The sequence below is a fragment of the Virgibacillus kekensis genome, assembly GCF_042654125.1.
Lineage (GTDB): Bacteria > Bacillota > Bacilli > Bacillales > Amphibacillaceae > Lentibacillus > Lentibacillus kekensis.
Genome location: NZ_JBHSFU010000003.1, coordinates 343,029 through 357,597, shown reverse-complemented (window position 1 = coordinate 357,597; position 14,569 = coordinate 343,029). Strand labels below are relative to the sequence as shown.

13 protein-coding genes and 2 pseudogenes are annotated in these 14,569 nt (G+C 40.8%); 2 read left to right on the top strand and 13 right to left on the bottom strand.

Going from position 1 to position 14,569, the window contains the following annotated elements; all coding sequences use genetic code 11:
- Both ACFO3D_RS03175 and ACFO3D_RS03170 read right to left on the bottom strand, forming a co-directional pair.
- The coding region (locus ACFO3D_RS03175; protein WP_390293154.1) for a hypothetical protein at window positions 1-188 on the bottom strand (188 nt) is incomplete at its 3' end.
- Window positions 189-385: 197 nt separating this feature from the next.
- Window positions 386-607 (bottom strand): annotated as a pseudogene (locus ACFO3D_RS03170) (hypothetical protein); the annotation flags it as partial.
- 174 nt (window positions 608-781) lie between these two features.
- Between ACFO3D_RS03170 and ACFO3D_RS03165 the strand changes: the two are divergent.
- A complete protein-coding gene (locus ACFO3D_RS03165) occupies window positions 782-901 on the top strand; it encodes a YjcZ family sporulation protein (RefSeq protein ID WP_390293153.1) in 120 nt (39 codons plus the stop codon).
- Window positions 902-1,196: 295 nt separating this feature from the next.
- Window positions 1,197-1,609, top strand: a pseudogene (locus ACFO3D_RS03160) (tyrosine-type recombinase/integrase); the annotation flags it as partial.
- A 98-nt stretch (window positions 1,610-1,707) separates the two neighbouring features.
- On the opposite strand, the gene glnA reads toward ACFO3D_RS03160, so the two are convergent.
- The 11 genes from glnA to mutS all read right to left on the bottom strand — a co-directional run bounded on the left by glnA (window position 1,708) and on the right by mutS (window position 13,794).
- Window positions 1,708-3,045: a type I glutamate--ammonia ligase gene (gene glnA / locus ACFO3D_RS03155; protein WP_390293152.1), complete on the bottom strand. Its 1,338-nt coding sequence runs from the start codon at window positions 3,043-3,045 to the stop codon at window positions 1,708-1,710.
- A gap of 32 nt (window positions 3,046-3,077) precedes the next feature.
- Window positions 3,078-3,461: a MerR family transcriptional regulator gene (locus ACFO3D_RS03150; protein ID WP_390293151.1), complete on the bottom strand. Its 384-nt coding sequence runs from the start codon at window positions 3,459-3,461 to the stop codon at window positions 3,078-3,080.
- A 136-nt stretch (window positions 3,462-3,597) separates the two neighbouring features.
- The gene (locus tag ACFO3D_RS03145; protein WP_390293150.1) at window positions 3,598-4,839 is read right to left on the bottom strand and encodes a methionine gamma-lyase family protein; all 1,242 of its coding nucleotides are present in this window, start codon (window positions 4,837-4,839) and stop codon (window positions 3,598-3,600) included.
- 7 nt (window positions 4,840-4,846) lie between these two features.
- Entirely contained in the window at window positions 4,847-6,082 is a 1,236-nt protein-coding gene (hflX, locus tag ACFO3D_RS03140) for a GTPase HflX (RefSeq protein WP_390293149.1), read from the bottom strand.
- Between the two features lie 76 nt (window positions 6,083-6,158).
- Window positions 6,159-7,082, bottom strand: coding sequence for a stage V sporulation protein K (gene spoVK / locus ACFO3D_RS03135; RefSeq protein ID WP_390293148.1), 924 nt, complete (start codon window positions 7,080-7,082; stop codon window positions 6,159-6,161).
- A gap of 121 nt (window positions 7,083-7,203) precedes the next feature.
- Entirely contained in the window at window positions 7,204-7,428 is a 225-nt protein-coding gene (gene hfq / locus ACFO3D_RS03130) for an RNA chaperone Hfq (RefSeq protein ID WP_390293147.1), read from the bottom strand.
- A gap of 39 nt (window positions 7,429-7,467) precedes the next feature.
- The gene (gene miaA, locus ACFO3D_RS03125) at window positions 7,468-8,403 is read right to left on the bottom strand and encodes a tRNA (adenosine(37)-N6)-dimethylallyltransferase MiaA (RefSeq protein ID WP_390293146.1); all 936 of its coding nucleotides are present in this window, start codon (window positions 8,401-8,403) and stop codon (window positions 7,468-7,470) included.
- A gap of 20 nt (window positions 8,404-8,423) precedes the next feature.
- A complete protein-coding gene (locus ACFO3D_RS03120; RefSeq protein ID WP_390293144.1) occupies window positions 8,424-8,873 on the bottom strand; it encodes a Dps family protein in 450 nt (149 codons plus the stop codon).
- Between the two features lie 119 nt (window positions 8,874-8,992).
- Complete coding sequence (locus ACFO3D_RS03115; protein ID WP_390293143.1) at window positions 8,993-9,232, bottom strand: YozQ family protein; 240 nt, start codon at window positions 9,230-9,232, stop codon at window positions 8,993-8,995.
- Window positions 9,233-9,357: 125 nt separating this feature from the next.
- The gene (gene mutL / locus ACFO3D_RS03110) at window positions 9,358-11,208 is read right to left on the bottom strand and encodes a DNA mismatch repair endonuclease MutL (RefSeq protein WP_390293141.1); all 1,851 of its coding nucleotides are present in this window, start codon (window positions 11,206-11,208) and stop codon (window positions 9,358-9,360) included.
- A gap of 12 nt (window positions 11,209-11,220) precedes the next feature.
- On the bottom strand, window positions 11,221-13,794 hold the full coding sequence (gene mutS / locus ACFO3D_RS03105) for a DNA mismatch repair protein MutS (RefSeq protein WP_390293140.1): 2,574 nt from the start codon (window positions 13,792-13,794) through the stop codon (window positions 11,221-11,223).
- Window positions 13,795-14,569: the final 775 nt, after the last annotated feature.

Genomic DNA, 14,569 nt, shown 5'->3' with positions numbered 1-14,569 from the left:
TCTCTTTCTACACCTCTGACTTGATCTTTATCTCGATCTCTTTCTACACCTCTGACTTGGTCTTTATCTCGATCTCTTTCTACGCCTCTGACTTGGTCTTTATCTCGATCTCTTTCTACGCCTCTGACTTGATCTTTATCTCTTGCTCTTCTTTCATCGCGAAAGAAATTGTTACGTCTGCAGATCATATTTATCACCTCCATCACTATATTTTATGAATCAAATCTCTTACTGAAACGGCAATACCCTATAGGATTGTATACATAAAAAAGACACCACAGTGAGATGTCTTAGTTATTAATTATTTTTTTGTGCCTTTTTTGGCTTCACCTTTTTAACTGTAACTGAATTTACATAAAGACTTTTATCGTTGTTCTTAATATTAATCATTTCGCGGTACCTTTGGTTGCTTGGCTTCCAGGATAACAGCCGACAACTGTGCTTTTGTTTTGGATATGTTTCGTAAAGGCAAATTGAACATTTTGAGGAGTTCAACCTGCGATTCAAATTCAGTAATAGTTTCCATGAAAATGTGTATGGTTTCTTAAAAGTCATGGCGGCAGTACTTAATGACTTCCCGTATTTCCTTTTCCGTTAAAGACCGTTCTATTGTGAAATCAACCGATGAAGTCATAAAAGAGCATTAGTTAATCACCTACTTCCAATTGAATCAAAATAATCAGCAATTTAATCATTCTTATCTGGTTGTGTGTCCATTTCGAAATGATATTCATAAACATACTGTGTAATATCCCTTGTAAACAAAGGAGGTCTAGTCTTTATGTCGCACGAATACTATGGTCGAAAGAGAGACAATGAATTTGAGTTAATTGTCGTTCTGTTTGTATTGCTAATCATTGTTTTAGCCGCTTTTAAGAAAGATCATCACGATTATTATTAATTTGCTATTGTCCCAAACACCGCCCGTTTTATAATGCCACTTTTTTTCCACCATCTTTATTGTCACCTAAATGAAGAAGGGGCATCGCTGCCCCCTCTATTTAGTTATTCCTATCCCCTGCGATTATAGTAAAAGGAATGGAAAATTATTGGAAGAATGTAGTTTCTATTTCAGATTTAAAAGACAATTTTTTTTATTACAAAGACCGCTGCAAAAATTAGAAAAAGTATGTTGGAATGGGACCTACGTTATTCTAAAAATTATGTGCAACCAGTAATATAAAATTTTTCCGATTAAAAATTATAACTCCAAAAGAACCATTACAATTAGTCAATCACTAATTAACGATCTTCGCTTCCATGCTAACTGGCAGAACCAAAATAAGTCCATAATAAATGATCTGTATCGACATGATTTAAACCTGGTCCTATGTCGCAAAGATGGTAATATAATGCCTAAGTCAAGTTTGTATAATGCGTTCGAACGAATTCTTAAACGCGCTGGCATTAAAAAGTTGCCTATTCACTCCTTACGCCATACACACGCTGTATTATTATTGGAAGCTGGAGCGGATATGAATATTTACAAGAACGTTTAGGGCATGGCAGCATGCAAATCACATCCGATGTCTACTCTCACGTTTCCAAGAAAATGGAACAAAAAAATACTGCCCAATTTGAAGATTACATGGACAGTATTTTAAAATGATATTTTTTTATTCATTTTTTGGGGTGTTTTTGGGGTAATTGGTTGAAACCTATCTCTATTTCAGCCCTCACCCCCATCGAAAACCTTATCATATTGGTTTAATAAGTGGACAGGTACTGTTCTCTTTCCCAAGGGTGAACCGTAGTTCTAAACATATCCCACTCTATTTCTTTTGCTTCTAAAAAGTGTTCATATAAGTGGGCACCCATTGCTTCAGATACCACTTCATCCTGCTGAAGTTCCTCCAGGGCATCCATTAGTGTAGCTGGTAAATCTTTTATGCCATTCTCTTCGCGTTCTTTTTTATCCATCATATAGATATTACGGTCTACTGATGTTGGTGGTGTTAGATTGTTACGCACGCCTTCTAGTCCGGAAGCAAGCAGAACAGCCATAGCCATATATGGATTGGCAGCCGGATCGACACTTCTTACCTCAATCCGAGTACTCATACCTCGCGATGATGGTATACGGATTAATGGACTTCTGTTCGTTCCTGACCATGCTACATAACAAGGTGCTTCATAACCAGGTACAAGACGCTTATAGGAATTAACTGTCGGATTTGTCACCGCTGTAAAGCTTGTGGCATGTTTGATAATCCCTGCAGTGAATTGATATGCTGTATCGCTCAACTCCATATCACCGTTCGTATCGAAGAAGCTGTTCTTCCCGTCTTTAAATAATGACATGTTTACGTGCATTCCTGAACCATTAACACCGAATAAAGGTTTCGGCATAAAGGTTGCGTGCAGGTTATGCTTTCTGGCAATAGTTTTTACAACTAATTTAAACGTCTGAATATCATCACAATGCTTAATTGCATCCGAGTACTTAAAATCAATTTCGTGCTGACCTGGTGCTACTTCGTGATGGGAAGCTTCAATCTCAAAACCCATCTCTTCAAGTTCCAGCACAATATCACGGCGGCAATTTTCTCCCAGATCTGTGGGAGCGAGGTCAAAGTATCCACCACGGTCGTTCAGTTCCATGGATGGTTCACCTTTTTCATCAAGTTTAAACAGGAAAAACTCCGGCTCAGTACCGATGTTAAAGGCGTCAAACCCTAGTTCCTCCATTTTCTTAAGGTTCCGCTTCAGGTTATAGCGCGGGCATCCTTCGAACGGTGTCCCATCGGGGTTGTAAATGTCACATATGAATCGTGCCACCTTTCCTTTCTCGGACGTCCATGGAAATACAACAAAAGTATCCAAATCAGGAACTAGGTACATATCTGATTCTTCAATACGTACAAATCCTTCAATAGAGGACCCATCAAACATCATCAGATTATCCAACGCCTTATCCAGCTGACTTAGCGGGATTTCCACATTTTTAATGGTTCCCAGCATATCCGTAAACTGAAGTCGGATAAACCGGACATTTTCCTCCTCAATTATCTTCATTATCTGATCTTTTGTTAAATCTGAACTCATCAAATTGCCTCCTAATAGTTATTATTTATATATTAGTGAAAAAATCGTGACAGCTCACCTTGCCGCAAGCTCGATTTTCCCATTCTTCCCGCCTCAAACAATTCATTACGGAGCATTTTGCGCAATTCCCGATCGGAAATTGTTTTGTCATCTTTTACTATTTGTTTTGCTTTTTGTTCTGTTTGAATAATGTGTTTAATTCCGGCAAGATTAATTCCCCTATCTAGCAGGCTTTTAATTTCCAATAAACGATCAACATCATTAAAGGAAAATAATCGCCGGTTACCCGATGTGCGTTCCGGAGTTATCAGGCCATGTTCTTCATAATATCTGATTTGACGTGCTGTAAGCTCAGTAAGCTTTTTGACAATACTTATGGAAAACAGGGGCATGGAACGTCTGTCCTGATCGTTCATTAGAACACCTCCTATTATGTATCTTATAAAAGATAATATCATATGTTAGAGAATGTGTCAATTGGATGTTAACTTTCCTTACATTACAGTTTATAGAAAAGTGGACCGGTCAAACCGGCAATTATCTTTTCCCATGTTAGACAATCAATAAACCTTTTTCCATAAGAGAATGGGCAGCGGATTCTAGCGCGATTTTGACGTGACTGTACGTTAGTCCTCCTTGAACAAAAGCGGTGAACGGAGGACGAAGAGGCCCGTCCGCTGTTAATTCAAGGCTTGCCCCTTGTATAAATGTCCCTGCAGCCATAATTACTTTATCCTCATAACCTGGCATTTCGCTCGGGTATGGCAATACATATGAATTCACAGGAGAGTTTTGTTGAATTGATTGACAGAAAGCAACCATATTTTCTTCATTTCCGAAGGTTACCGACTGAATTAAATCAGTTCGTTTCGCTTGATAATGCGGACTAGTACTAAAACCGGCTAGTTCAAGAAATCTAGCGGTTAGAACAGCTCCCTTTAACGCTTCGCCTACCATATGCGGAGCGAGGAATAGTCCCTGAAAAAGTTCTTGCAGCATATTTAGAGTTGCACCGGTCTCTTTACCAAGGCCAGGGGCAGTGAGCCGGTGTGCACATTGTTCAACCAGTTCTTCCTTTCCGGCAATGTACCCACCTGCCCTGACGATTCCGCCACCCGGATTCTTAATTAACGAACCTGCAATAATATCAGCACCTATATGTAAAGGTTCGCGCTCTTCCACAAATTCGCCATAACAATTGTCAACAAACACAATAATGTCTTTATCAATCTGCTTTACAAACTTAACCATCTCTTCTATATCTTCTATTGTAAAAGAAGGCCGATCATCGTACCCTTTAGACCGTTGAATTCCAATTACTTTTGTCTTTTCATTAACTTTACTGCTGATTTCCTCGTAATTTATCGTCCCATTACTGTTCAGATTAACTTCATTGTAAGTCACGTTATAGTCTTTCAAGGACCCATTGCCGGTTTGATGTATTCCGATAACGGATTGTAATGTATCGTAAGGTCTTCCTGTAATATACAATAATTCATCACCTGGCCGCAGGAGTCCGAATAAGGCCGTTGATATTGCGTGAGTCCCGGATACCATCTGGGGCCTGACAAGTGCATCTTCACCGCCGAATACATTGGCATACACTGCTTCGAGGACTTCTCTTCCCAAATCATCATATCCATAGCCAGTAGTTGAATTAAAATGACTGTCACTTACCCGATTGTTTTGAAAAGAATTTAGAACACGACGTTGATTTTCCTCTACAATCAAAGAAATATTTTTATGTTGCTGAGTACAGTCTTCCTCAGCTTGACCGATTAATTGTTTTATCATGTTGATTTTACTTCTCCTTCAATAAGCTTTTAAGTGGATGGTTCTCTCGGATATACCCTTTCACCACATATTCATTTGCCGTTTCATCAAAGAAACGTTTCTCAATGATTGTCTGTTTTGCAAGCTGGTTAAGAACTTTCCCTTGATCAGCCGACAGTTTAACCTTGTACCATTCCCACTCATCTTTAAGGACCGCTTCAATTTTCAATTGCAGCTGGTGGATGCTTTCTGTGTCCAAAGCGCTCATAAGGATATTCGGGTGATGTATTGCGATAAAATCAGCATTAATCAGGTCTTTTTTATTGTAAACGGTCAGTGTAGGAATTGTATGAGCATCCAAATCTTGCAACAAATCGTTAACCGTTTCCTGATGCTGTTCAAAATCAGGGCTGGATGCATCAACGACATGCAGGATAAAATCCGCTTCAGCTACTTCTTCGAGTGTTGACCGGAAGGAAGCGACAAGTGAGGTTGGTAAATCCTGAATAAAGCCTACTGTATCAGTGATCAGAGTATGCAATCCAGATGGAAGATGAATTTCCCGCGTGAGGGGATCAAGCGTTGCGAATAATTGATTTTCTTCCAGTGAACTACTGTTCGTCAATCGATTAAACAATGTCGACTTACCCGCATTTGTATACCCTACAATTGCAATTTGGAATACTTCATTGGTCTTCCTGCGTTTCCGGTACTGTTCACGCTGCTGTACGACCTGCTTTAATCTACGCTTAATATCATAAATTCGTCGCCGTATATGTCTCTGGTCTGTTTCCATCTTCGTCTCACCAGGACCTCGTGTACCAATCCCGGCACCAAGTCTTGACATAGCCTCACCTTGACCGTGCAACCGGGGCAGAAGGTATTCAAGTTGCGCAAGCTCAACCTGAAGTTTACCTTCCTTGGTTTGTGCTCGTTGTGCAAAAATATCAAGAATAAGCTGGCTACGGTCAATTACTTTTACATCAAATTTATCACTTAAATTTCGGAGCTGACCGGCAGATAATTCATCGTTCGAAATGACAGTATCAATGTCCAGTTCTTCAACAACCTTCCGAATCTCATCAGCCTTTCCTTCTCCAATGTAAAAAGCAGGATGGACTCGCTGCCGATTTTGTGTCATAATCTTTTCGACCGATCCTCCTGCAGTTTTGCATAATGATACTAGCTCTTCGAGAGAAGATTCGAATCGTTCCTCATTCTGGTTCTGCTGTTTTACAGAAATAATAAGTATACGCTCTGCCATATATAAATACCTCTTCCAGTACTGTTATTGTTGTTGTTTATCATAGCAAATTTAGGCCGACCTCACAATTAACATGTTATTCTTCATCAATAGACAAATCCTGCGCTGTAAGCTTTACCAAGTCATCCACTGAGAATTTCTCCCTGTTCAGTAATCTTACCGCATGCTGACGGATCGATTGTTCTATAACATTCCGGACATATCTGCCATTAGAAAAATTACGGTGTGTCTCCTGTTTTTTCTTATACAAATGGGAACGCAGCTTCCATTCGGCTTCTCTTGTAAGTTCATATTCCCGGTCACTGACCATTTGCTTTGCTATTCTAGTCAATTGATCGACCTCATAGTCCTGAAAATCAAGGATGAACGGAAACCTGGACTTAAGTCCTGGATTCAAGGTTAAGAAGCGATCCATTTCATACGGATAACCAGCTAAAATAAGAACAAAATCATTATGATTGTCTTCCATATGCTTTACAAGTGAATCGATTGCTTCTTTACCAAAATCTTTTTCCCCCCCACGGGCCAAGGAGTACGCTTCATCAATAAATAGAATACCACCCATTGCTTTTTCGACTAACGCTCGTGTTTTCTGAGCGGTCTGGCCAATATACTCCCCAACAAGATCTGCCCGCTCCGCTTCAATGAAGTGACCTTTAGAGAGTAGATTCATCTCATGGTACATTTTAGCCAGCTTTCTGGCTACTGTCGTCTTACCAGTTCCTGGATTCCCTTTAAAAAGCATATGCAGCACCTGTTTGGAACAGGTAAGCCCCATTTGCTTTCGTTTTTCATTAATTACAATGGTTGCATAGATTTCCTTTATTGTCTGTTTTAATTTTTCCATCCCAATAAACGACGAGAACTCACTGTCTATGTGTGAAAATGGATTAGTTTCCGTAAAAGGTTTCTGGTTTACAGCTTCTGAACGCATATTATTTTGTTCATTTAAGACGATATTAATCTGCCCGTTTTTCTTGCGAAGTTTTTGCGTTTCCACATGATCACCCCTTAGTCACCACATTATACGCAGTGCCGGTAGGAGGTGTGACAAACGCCCAGCCACCCCAGATAATATAGAAACAATCAAAAACGGACGCTGTTCACGTCCGTTTAATTGTTTATTCTTTATCTAGTGTTACATTTTTAGATGGTGCAAATGTAGAGATGGCATGCTTGAAAATCAGCTGTTGCTTACCATCTGTTTCCAATAACACAGTGAAATTATCGAATGCCTTCACTACTCCCCTTAGTTGAAATCCATTTGTTAGGAATACGGTAACTGAAATGTGTTCCTTCCTCAGTTGGTTTAGGTACTGGTCCTGAATATTTACCGATTGCGCCATGAAATTTCCTCCTCTTTTCTATCTGTAATATAATTACTTCTATATATCTTTCAACTTTCCTGCTAAATCTGTTAAAATCATTTCAAATTTTTCTTCGGCAGTCTCTGGAGTGAGGGTATACCAGTCTACCTTAAGCTTATTTTTAAACCAAGTATATTGTCGTTTTGCAAACCGACGAGAATTGCGTTTCAGAATTTCGACTGACTCTTCTAGGGTCTGTTCACCCCTGATGTAGGGGATAAATTCTTTGTAGCCAATCCCCCTCATCGACTGGCAATTTTCGTAGCCTTTGTTGTACAAAGATTTTACTTCTTTAAGCAAACCCTGTTTCAACATGCTGTCCACCCGCTGATTAATACGACTGTACAACAAATCGCGGTCCATCTCCAATCCTATGAAAATAAGATTATACGGTGAGTCAGCACTTTGCCTTTTCTGAAATTCTGTCATTGTCATTCCGGTTGTCTGATAGATTTCAAGCGCACGGATTAACCGCCTATGATTATTCGGATGAATCTTTTCTGCCTGCGTCGGGTCGATCTCCCTCAATCTATTGTGGAGAACGGCAGCCCCTTTTAATTCCAGCTCTTTTTCAAGTTCTACGGTTACTTTATCACTTCGCTGCTGGGTGGAGAAATTATAATTATATAAAGCCGATTGTATGTATAAACCACTGCCCCCGGCTATCACCGGTAAATTTTGATGCGACTCAATTTGATCAATATAATGCTGAACCCGCTGCTTGAATTCAGCAGCAGAGAAAGACTCAGCAGGTTCCTTTATATCAATCATGTAATGAGGAATTCCCTGTTTCTCTTTTTCAGTTACTTTAGCAGTACCGATATCAAGTCCTTTATATACCTGCATTGAATCGCCGCTAATTACCTCTCCCTGAAATTTCTTGGCTATTTCTACACTAAGCCTGGTTTTCCCGACAGCAGTTGGACCAACCACAGCTACAACAGTTTTTTTCATCATCATTCCCCTATATATGGTTATTCATACGCTATATATGCATGCAACATCCAAAGATCTTTTTCCAGTTTGCTCTGCAATGAATTAAGTAAGTCAACTGTAGGTTCATCATTTCGCTCTGATGCTTCCGGAACTCCTGTCTTTTTAATCTCTTCAACAATTTGCTTATAATCGCTGATTAGTTGTCTGATCATCTCTTCTTCCTTATCATCAGCAGTCGCTTCCTCCAAAGTTGTCTCTTTTATGTATTTAACCATAGTTGCCAGAGGTTTTCCATCAATCATTAATATTCGTTCTGCAATCTCATCTGCTTCTTCAGCTTTTTGATTGTACATTTCTTCAAACAATTTGTGAAGCTGGTAAAAATGTTTTCCTTGTACAAACCAGTGGTACCTGTGCAGTTTGACGTAAATCACAAAATAGTTGGAGAGAAGCTGATTTAAAAAGTTAATCAGTTTTTGATTATCCATAGTGTTCGCACCTCGACAGTTTTTTCTTAGGTTTTACCTTAACTGTTTCCTTTATACATAAACAAATGGACACTTGCCGGCATATTATTGTCCGGCGAATGTCCAAAAGAGTTTACCTTTTATTCATCAAAGCCTTTCCGTCTGATTGATTCACCCTCTGAATTTTCTAGCTGGCCGTTTTTCCCCAGTTTGTCTATTTTCCCGTCAATTGTACCTTCTGTGTAATCATCGGTGGCCTGTTCATGTGTGATAGCTGTCCCTTGATCAGTCTGATCACTGCTGTTGTAATCGTTGGTATCAAACGTTTTATCGCCTACTTTTTTGGCGCTTTCGATTGTTTCTCTTTTGTGTTTATCCATTCAAGTTCCCTCCTATTCAGTCGTTATCCTTTACCATTCCCCAAAAAATATTATCGGAATACTCCTTAATGATTACAAAAGCCCTGTCCCAAATAGAACGGAGGCGATTTGCTGCATAAAGAAGTTTACATTACTCGTTTAAACATTTTCTCCAGTTCATAGGAGGAGAAATGGACAATAATTGGCCTTCCGTGCGGACAAGTAAAAGGGTCCGTACTATTACGAAGATCTTCCAAAAGCCTGAACATATCCTCCTGATTCAGATAATGATTCGCTTTAATGGACCGTTTACAGGACATCAGTATAGCCGCATCTTCTCGTATTATACCGACATCAATTTTTTCTTCATTCATAATCTGTTCTATCATTTCACGGATTATTTCTTCCTCCAAACCTTTAGGAAACCAGCTTGGATGGGAGCGGATAATATAAGTCTGATTCCCGAATTGTTCAAAAAACAGCCCTACTTTCTCCAACTCTTCCTTATGATGTTCAATAAAGATGGCCTCCTGCCTGGAGAATTCAAAAGTCAGTGGAATTAACAGCTCCTGTAATTCGTTAATGGTTTTACCAAGCTTTTCCTTAAAAAATTCATATTTGATCCGCTCCTGTGCTGCATGCTGATCAACCATATATAATCCGTTTTCATTCTGGGCAAGAATATAGGTGCCATGCAACTGGCCGATTGGGTACATGGTCGGAATACGCTCTTTCCCTTGGACAGAGGGCTCTTCTTGCTGTTGCTGTTGCAATTCAATTGACGAAGAATCCAACGTGGTCCCTTGCTGTAAATCCGTTGAAATAGCTGCCTGTATTTCCTCTTCAGGGGCAGATGCATTACTCTGATGGATTTCCTCACTATAGACGGTTTCTTTTATCTGGTGGTTTTGGTCATTTGTTAAGGAAGAAAACTGTTCCCGCTCACCAAATTGAATGGAACCCTGCACGGACTTTTGTGAGGAGGGTTTCTTTTGTTCCATCTCAGGTATTAAGCTTGTCCCGCGGAACTTCGAACGGATAGTATCTTCAATCGCATTAAAAAGTTCTTTATCCTTACTGAAACGCACTTCCAATTTCGTCGGGTGGACATTTACATCAACGAGGATTGGATCCATTTTTATGGACAACACAACAATTGGAAACCGACCGATTGGCAGCAGTGTATGGTACCCTCGTACAATCGCCTGGGATAACGGAATACTTTTGATATACCTTCCATTGATAATAGTGGAGATATAATTCCGTGAAGCACGTGTTACCTCAGGTTTGGCGATATATCCTTCGATTGAAAAATCAAGGGTTTCATGTTTAATTGGCAGCATTTTCTTTGCCACACCTATACCATACACGTGACCTATAACCTGTCTCATATCTCCAGTACCGGTAGTTTTGAAAAGCGATTTTCCATTATGAACAGCCTCAAATCGGATTTCTGGATGCGACAATGCAAGTCTGTTCAGTAAATCTGTGATATGTCCCAGTTCAGTATGAATGGTTTTCATATACTTCAGGCGGGCAGGTGTATTGTAAAAAAGGTCTTCTACTGTAATTTCTGTTCCTTTACGTGCATCACTTTTTGCCCGTTCTTTTACATTCCCGCCTTCCATGGAGAGACGGGTACCTGCCTCTTCCCCTTGTGATGTCTTGACAGTCAGTCTGCTGACAGCTGCGATACTCGCAAGTGCCTCTCCACGGAACCCAAGCGTCCTTACATGAAATAAGTCCGTTTCATTTTTTATTTTACTTGTGGCATGGCGCAGAAAAGCCCGTTCACAGTCTTCTTCAGCCATCCCATCACCGTTATCTGTTATCTTAATTCGCTGGAGACCAGCTTCTTCCAATTCGATCTTAATCCAGGTGCTTTTGGCATCAATACTATTCTCCGTCAGTTCTTTCACCACTGAAGCCGGTCGTTCGACTACTTCTCCGGCAGCTATTTTGTTTGCAAGTGCGTCCGGCATTTGGTATATAGTCATGGAATCCCTCCCTTACTTCTTTGCTTCTTTCTGCAACCGGTATAGCTCATTCATTGCATCCATGGGAGTCATGTCAAACAAATCCAGATTTTTCAGCTGCTTCTTGATGGATTTATCAATATCCTTTTCAGCAGGGGCCGGCTCTGACTGTTCTTCGGCAAAAAACGATAGTTGGCCATCAGTCTTATATTCAGTGGAGATTTCCTTTTTTTCACTGCTTTCCAACTGATTCAATATAGAGCTGGCACGATCAATAAGCGACTGTGGCAGATTCGCAAGTTTTGCTACATGAATGCCATAACTTTCATCGGCAGCCCCTTCTTTTATCTGGTGAAGAAATACAACATTTCCTTCATATTCCTCGGCGCGCACATGTATATTTTTTACTTTTTCGAGCGAGTCTTCAAGTTCGGTTAGTTCATGGTAATGCGTGGAGAACAGTGTTTTTGCATGAATATTATCGTGTATATACTCAATGATTGATTGTGCCAGAGCCATCCCGTCATAAGTGCTTGTCCCGCGTCCGATTTCATCCAGCAGTATAAGACTTTTATCCGTTGCATTGGATATTGCATGGTTGGCTTCAAGCATTTCCACCATAAATGTACTCTGACCTGAGACCAGATCATCAGCTGCACCAATCCGGGTAAAAATCTGGTCAAATAAAGTAAGTTCTGCCTCATCGCAAGGGACGAAACATCCAATCTGTCCCATTATGACTGTAAGGGCAAGCTGGCGCATATACGTACTTTTCCCGGACATATTCGGTCCCGTAATTAGAAGGATATCTGTGTCCTGATCAAGAAGAATATCGTTAGGTACAAATGTTCCTTCTTTCATAACTTCCTCGATGACGGGATGCCGTCCATTTTTTATTGACAGGCGGTCATCAACGAATCGTGGCCTGGTATAATTATTTTTCTCACTCACCGCAGCAAATCCCTGAAGAACGTCGATTTCACTGACGACATCTGCAAGCCGTTGAATTTCCGGAATGTATTCCTTAACCTGCTCCCTTATCTCCAGGAATAGACTATATTCCAGATCAACACTTTTCTCTTCTGCTTCCAGAATCAGCCGTTCTTTTTCCTTAAGTTCAGGTGTTATATATCGCTCTGCATTAGTAAGTGTCTGTTTACGTTCGTATCGGCCTTCGGGCAGTAAGTGCAAATTCGCTTTTGTAACTTCGATATAATAACCGAACACCCGGTTATAACCTATTTTCAATGATTTTATATTTGTTTCCTGTTTCTCTTTGTGTTCCAGTTCAGTAATCCATTGCTTGCCGTTTCTGGAAGCCTCACGATAAGAATCCAGGGTGGTATTATAGCCATCTTTGATTATGGATCCCTCTCTGATCGAGACAGGAGGATCCTCTATTAAACTGTCGTCCAATATCGAAATGATAGATTCAGGGTATGTGAGTTTATCACTGAGGTCGTCGATATTCTCGCGTCCAAATTGCTTTAATGTGGCTTTAACAGATGGGATTTTTTTTAGCGACTCTTTTAACTGGGTAAGATCCCGTGCATTCACATTTCCGTATGCTACTCGGCCTGCCAGTCGCTCCAGATCATATACCGACTTAAGAATTTCCCGTAGCGAATCACGCTCCATAAATCCATGATAAAAACCTTCCACGATATCCTGTCGTCGCTCAATAAGATTGCGGTTTAATAATGGACGCTCCAGCCATTTTTTCAGCATTCTTGATCCCATTGCAGTTACCGTCTGGTCAAGCACCCAGAGCAGACTCCCCTGTTTTCCTTTTTTAAGCATTGTTTCCGTAAGCTCCAGGTTACGCTTCGAGTACATATCGAGTGATAGATGATAATCCAGTTTGATAATCCGGGCAGGTTGAAGGTGATCAAGTGATCGCTTTTGTGTATGCTGTATATAGTTAAGTAACCGACTGAATGCAGTAACCAGACGTTCATCGTTTAAGCTGTCACAGAGATCACGATATTCAGCGTTAAAAGTAATTTCATCCTGGTAGGATAAAGTTACCTGAAGTTTTTCGCGTAAATCTTCCTGCAGGTTGTCAGGCAAATCAGAGGCCACTACTATCTCTTTAACGGGCTGGTTATACAGTTCATGGATGACAGCTTCCCACCCTTGATCAATCAGAGCAATGCTGTTCTCTCCTATCGATAAATCATTATAGACCACTGCATATGAGCCATCCTCGAAGTGTGACAGGCTGGCAAGATAATTATGGTCGTGCTCGTTCAGCATATTACTTTCCATAACCGTTCCTGGTGTGATTAGCTGAACTACTTCTCGTTTTACTACTCCTTTAGCTGTTTTAGGGTCTTCAACCTGTTCACAGATTGCTATTTTATAACCTTTCTCTATCAGGTTTTTTATGTAGTTGGCTGCGGAATGGTAGGGAACTCCGCACATTGGAATGGGTTCCTTTTGCCCGGCATCCCGTTTTGTAAGTGTTATCTCCAATTCCCGTGCAGCGTTTATGGCGTCATCAAAAAACATTTCATAAAAGTCACCCAGTCTGAAAAATAAAAAGGCGTCTTTATGTTGAGCTTTTATTTTTAAATACTGTTCCATCATTGGTGTGTATTTTGTCATTGTCAATCCCCCAGAAAACATACGAATATATTGTATAATTATAGCACAAACGGTCGATTTGAAGCGAATTAGTCAGTGGCTGCAAAAGTATAAAATGCGAAGTAATTGCCGTACCTCCCGCTACGTCAGAATACTTCGCTTTCACCACTCGTGGGTGCAAGGTCAACATCTGTTCAAGCAAGGCTTTCACAGTGTTTCCTTTGCCGGGGGCACGGCCTCAGCCTCCTTGCCCCGGCAAGGGGTATGCCGACGTTGTCCGCCAAGGACGGTTTTAGTCGGCCTTCCCTTGTTTGCGCTGCGGTGTCTTCGGACTCGTGCTGTTCCCCAGGAGTCTACGCATTCTGCCTGCGCTAATAGGCTTTTGTAGTTTGATAAGATTAAGAGGGCCTAAATAAGTACTAATCAACCTCAATCCGGCAACGGAAATACATGGAGACTCCTGCGGGTCACCGGCTAAAACCGGCCACGTCCTGTGGCCAACGCCGGTACTAGAACGTCCTGTTCGTCGAAGCAACAGCTGAAAATCCCGCAGGAAGTGGTTTTCTTCCGAGGGAGTTGAAGCGTTGCCCGGCGGCAAAGGAGACACTGCGAAAGTATGAGCAGATGTCGTACTTGCACCCGGAGCGGTGAAAGCGGAATGTATTTCCGGAGCGAAGCTACGAGTTACTTCGCCTTTTTTATCTAATACGAAGGTTAAAAAGCTAAAATAGTCATTAGAAAACTTGGCTTATCGCCAAGCTTTAATAGAGAAAGCCTTAGTTGCACTTATGCAGTA

What these genes read in the sequence shown, in the direction of transcription:
- ACFO3D_RS03120 (WP_390293144.1), bottom strand. Translation starts at nt 8,873, where the DNA reads ATGGATAATCAAAAACTGATTAACTTTTTAAATCAGCTTCTCTCCAAC.
- mutS (WP_390293140.1), bottom strand. Translation starts at nt 13,794, where the DNA reads ATGACAAAATACACACCAATGATGGAACAGTATTTAAAAATAAAAGCT.
- ACFO3D_RS03145 (WP_390293150.1), bottom strand. Translation starts at nt 4,839, where the DNA reads ATGATAAAACAATTAATCGGTCAAGCTGAGGAAGACTGTACTCAGCAA.
- hfq (WP_390293147.1), bottom strand. Translation starts at nt 7,428, where the DNA reads ATGGCGCAATCGGTAAATATTCAGGACCAGTACCTAAACCAACTGAGG.
- ACFO3D_RS03115 (WP_390293143.1), bottom strand. Translation starts at nt 9,232, where the DNA reads ATGGATAAACACAAAAGAGAAACAATCGAAAGCGCCAAAAAAGTAGGC.
- ACFO3D_RS03165 (WP_390293153.1), top strand. Translation starts at nt 782, where the DNA reads ATGTCGCACGAATACTATGGTCGAAAGAGAGACAATGAATTTGAGTTA.
- hflX (WP_390293149.1), bottom strand. Translation starts at nt 6,082, where the DNA reads ATGGCAGAGCGTATACTTATTATTTCTGTAAAACAGCAGAACCAGAAT.
- glnA (WP_390293152.1), bottom strand. Translation starts at nt 3,045, where the DNA reads ATGAGTTCAGATTTAACAAAAGATCAGATAATGAAGATAATTGAGGAG.
- mutL (WP_390293141.1), bottom strand. Translation starts at nt 11,208, where the DNA reads ATGACTATATACCAAATGCCGGACGCACTTGCAAACAAAATAGCTGCC.
- ACFO3D_RS03150 (WP_390293151.1), bottom strand. Translation starts at nt 3,461, where the DNA reads ATGAACGATCAGGACAGACGTTCCATGCCCCTGTTTTCCATAAGTATT.
- miaA (WP_390293146.1), bottom strand. Translation starts at nt 8,403, where the DNA reads ATGAAAAAAACTGTTGTAGCTGTGGTTGGTCCAACTGCTGTCGGGAAA.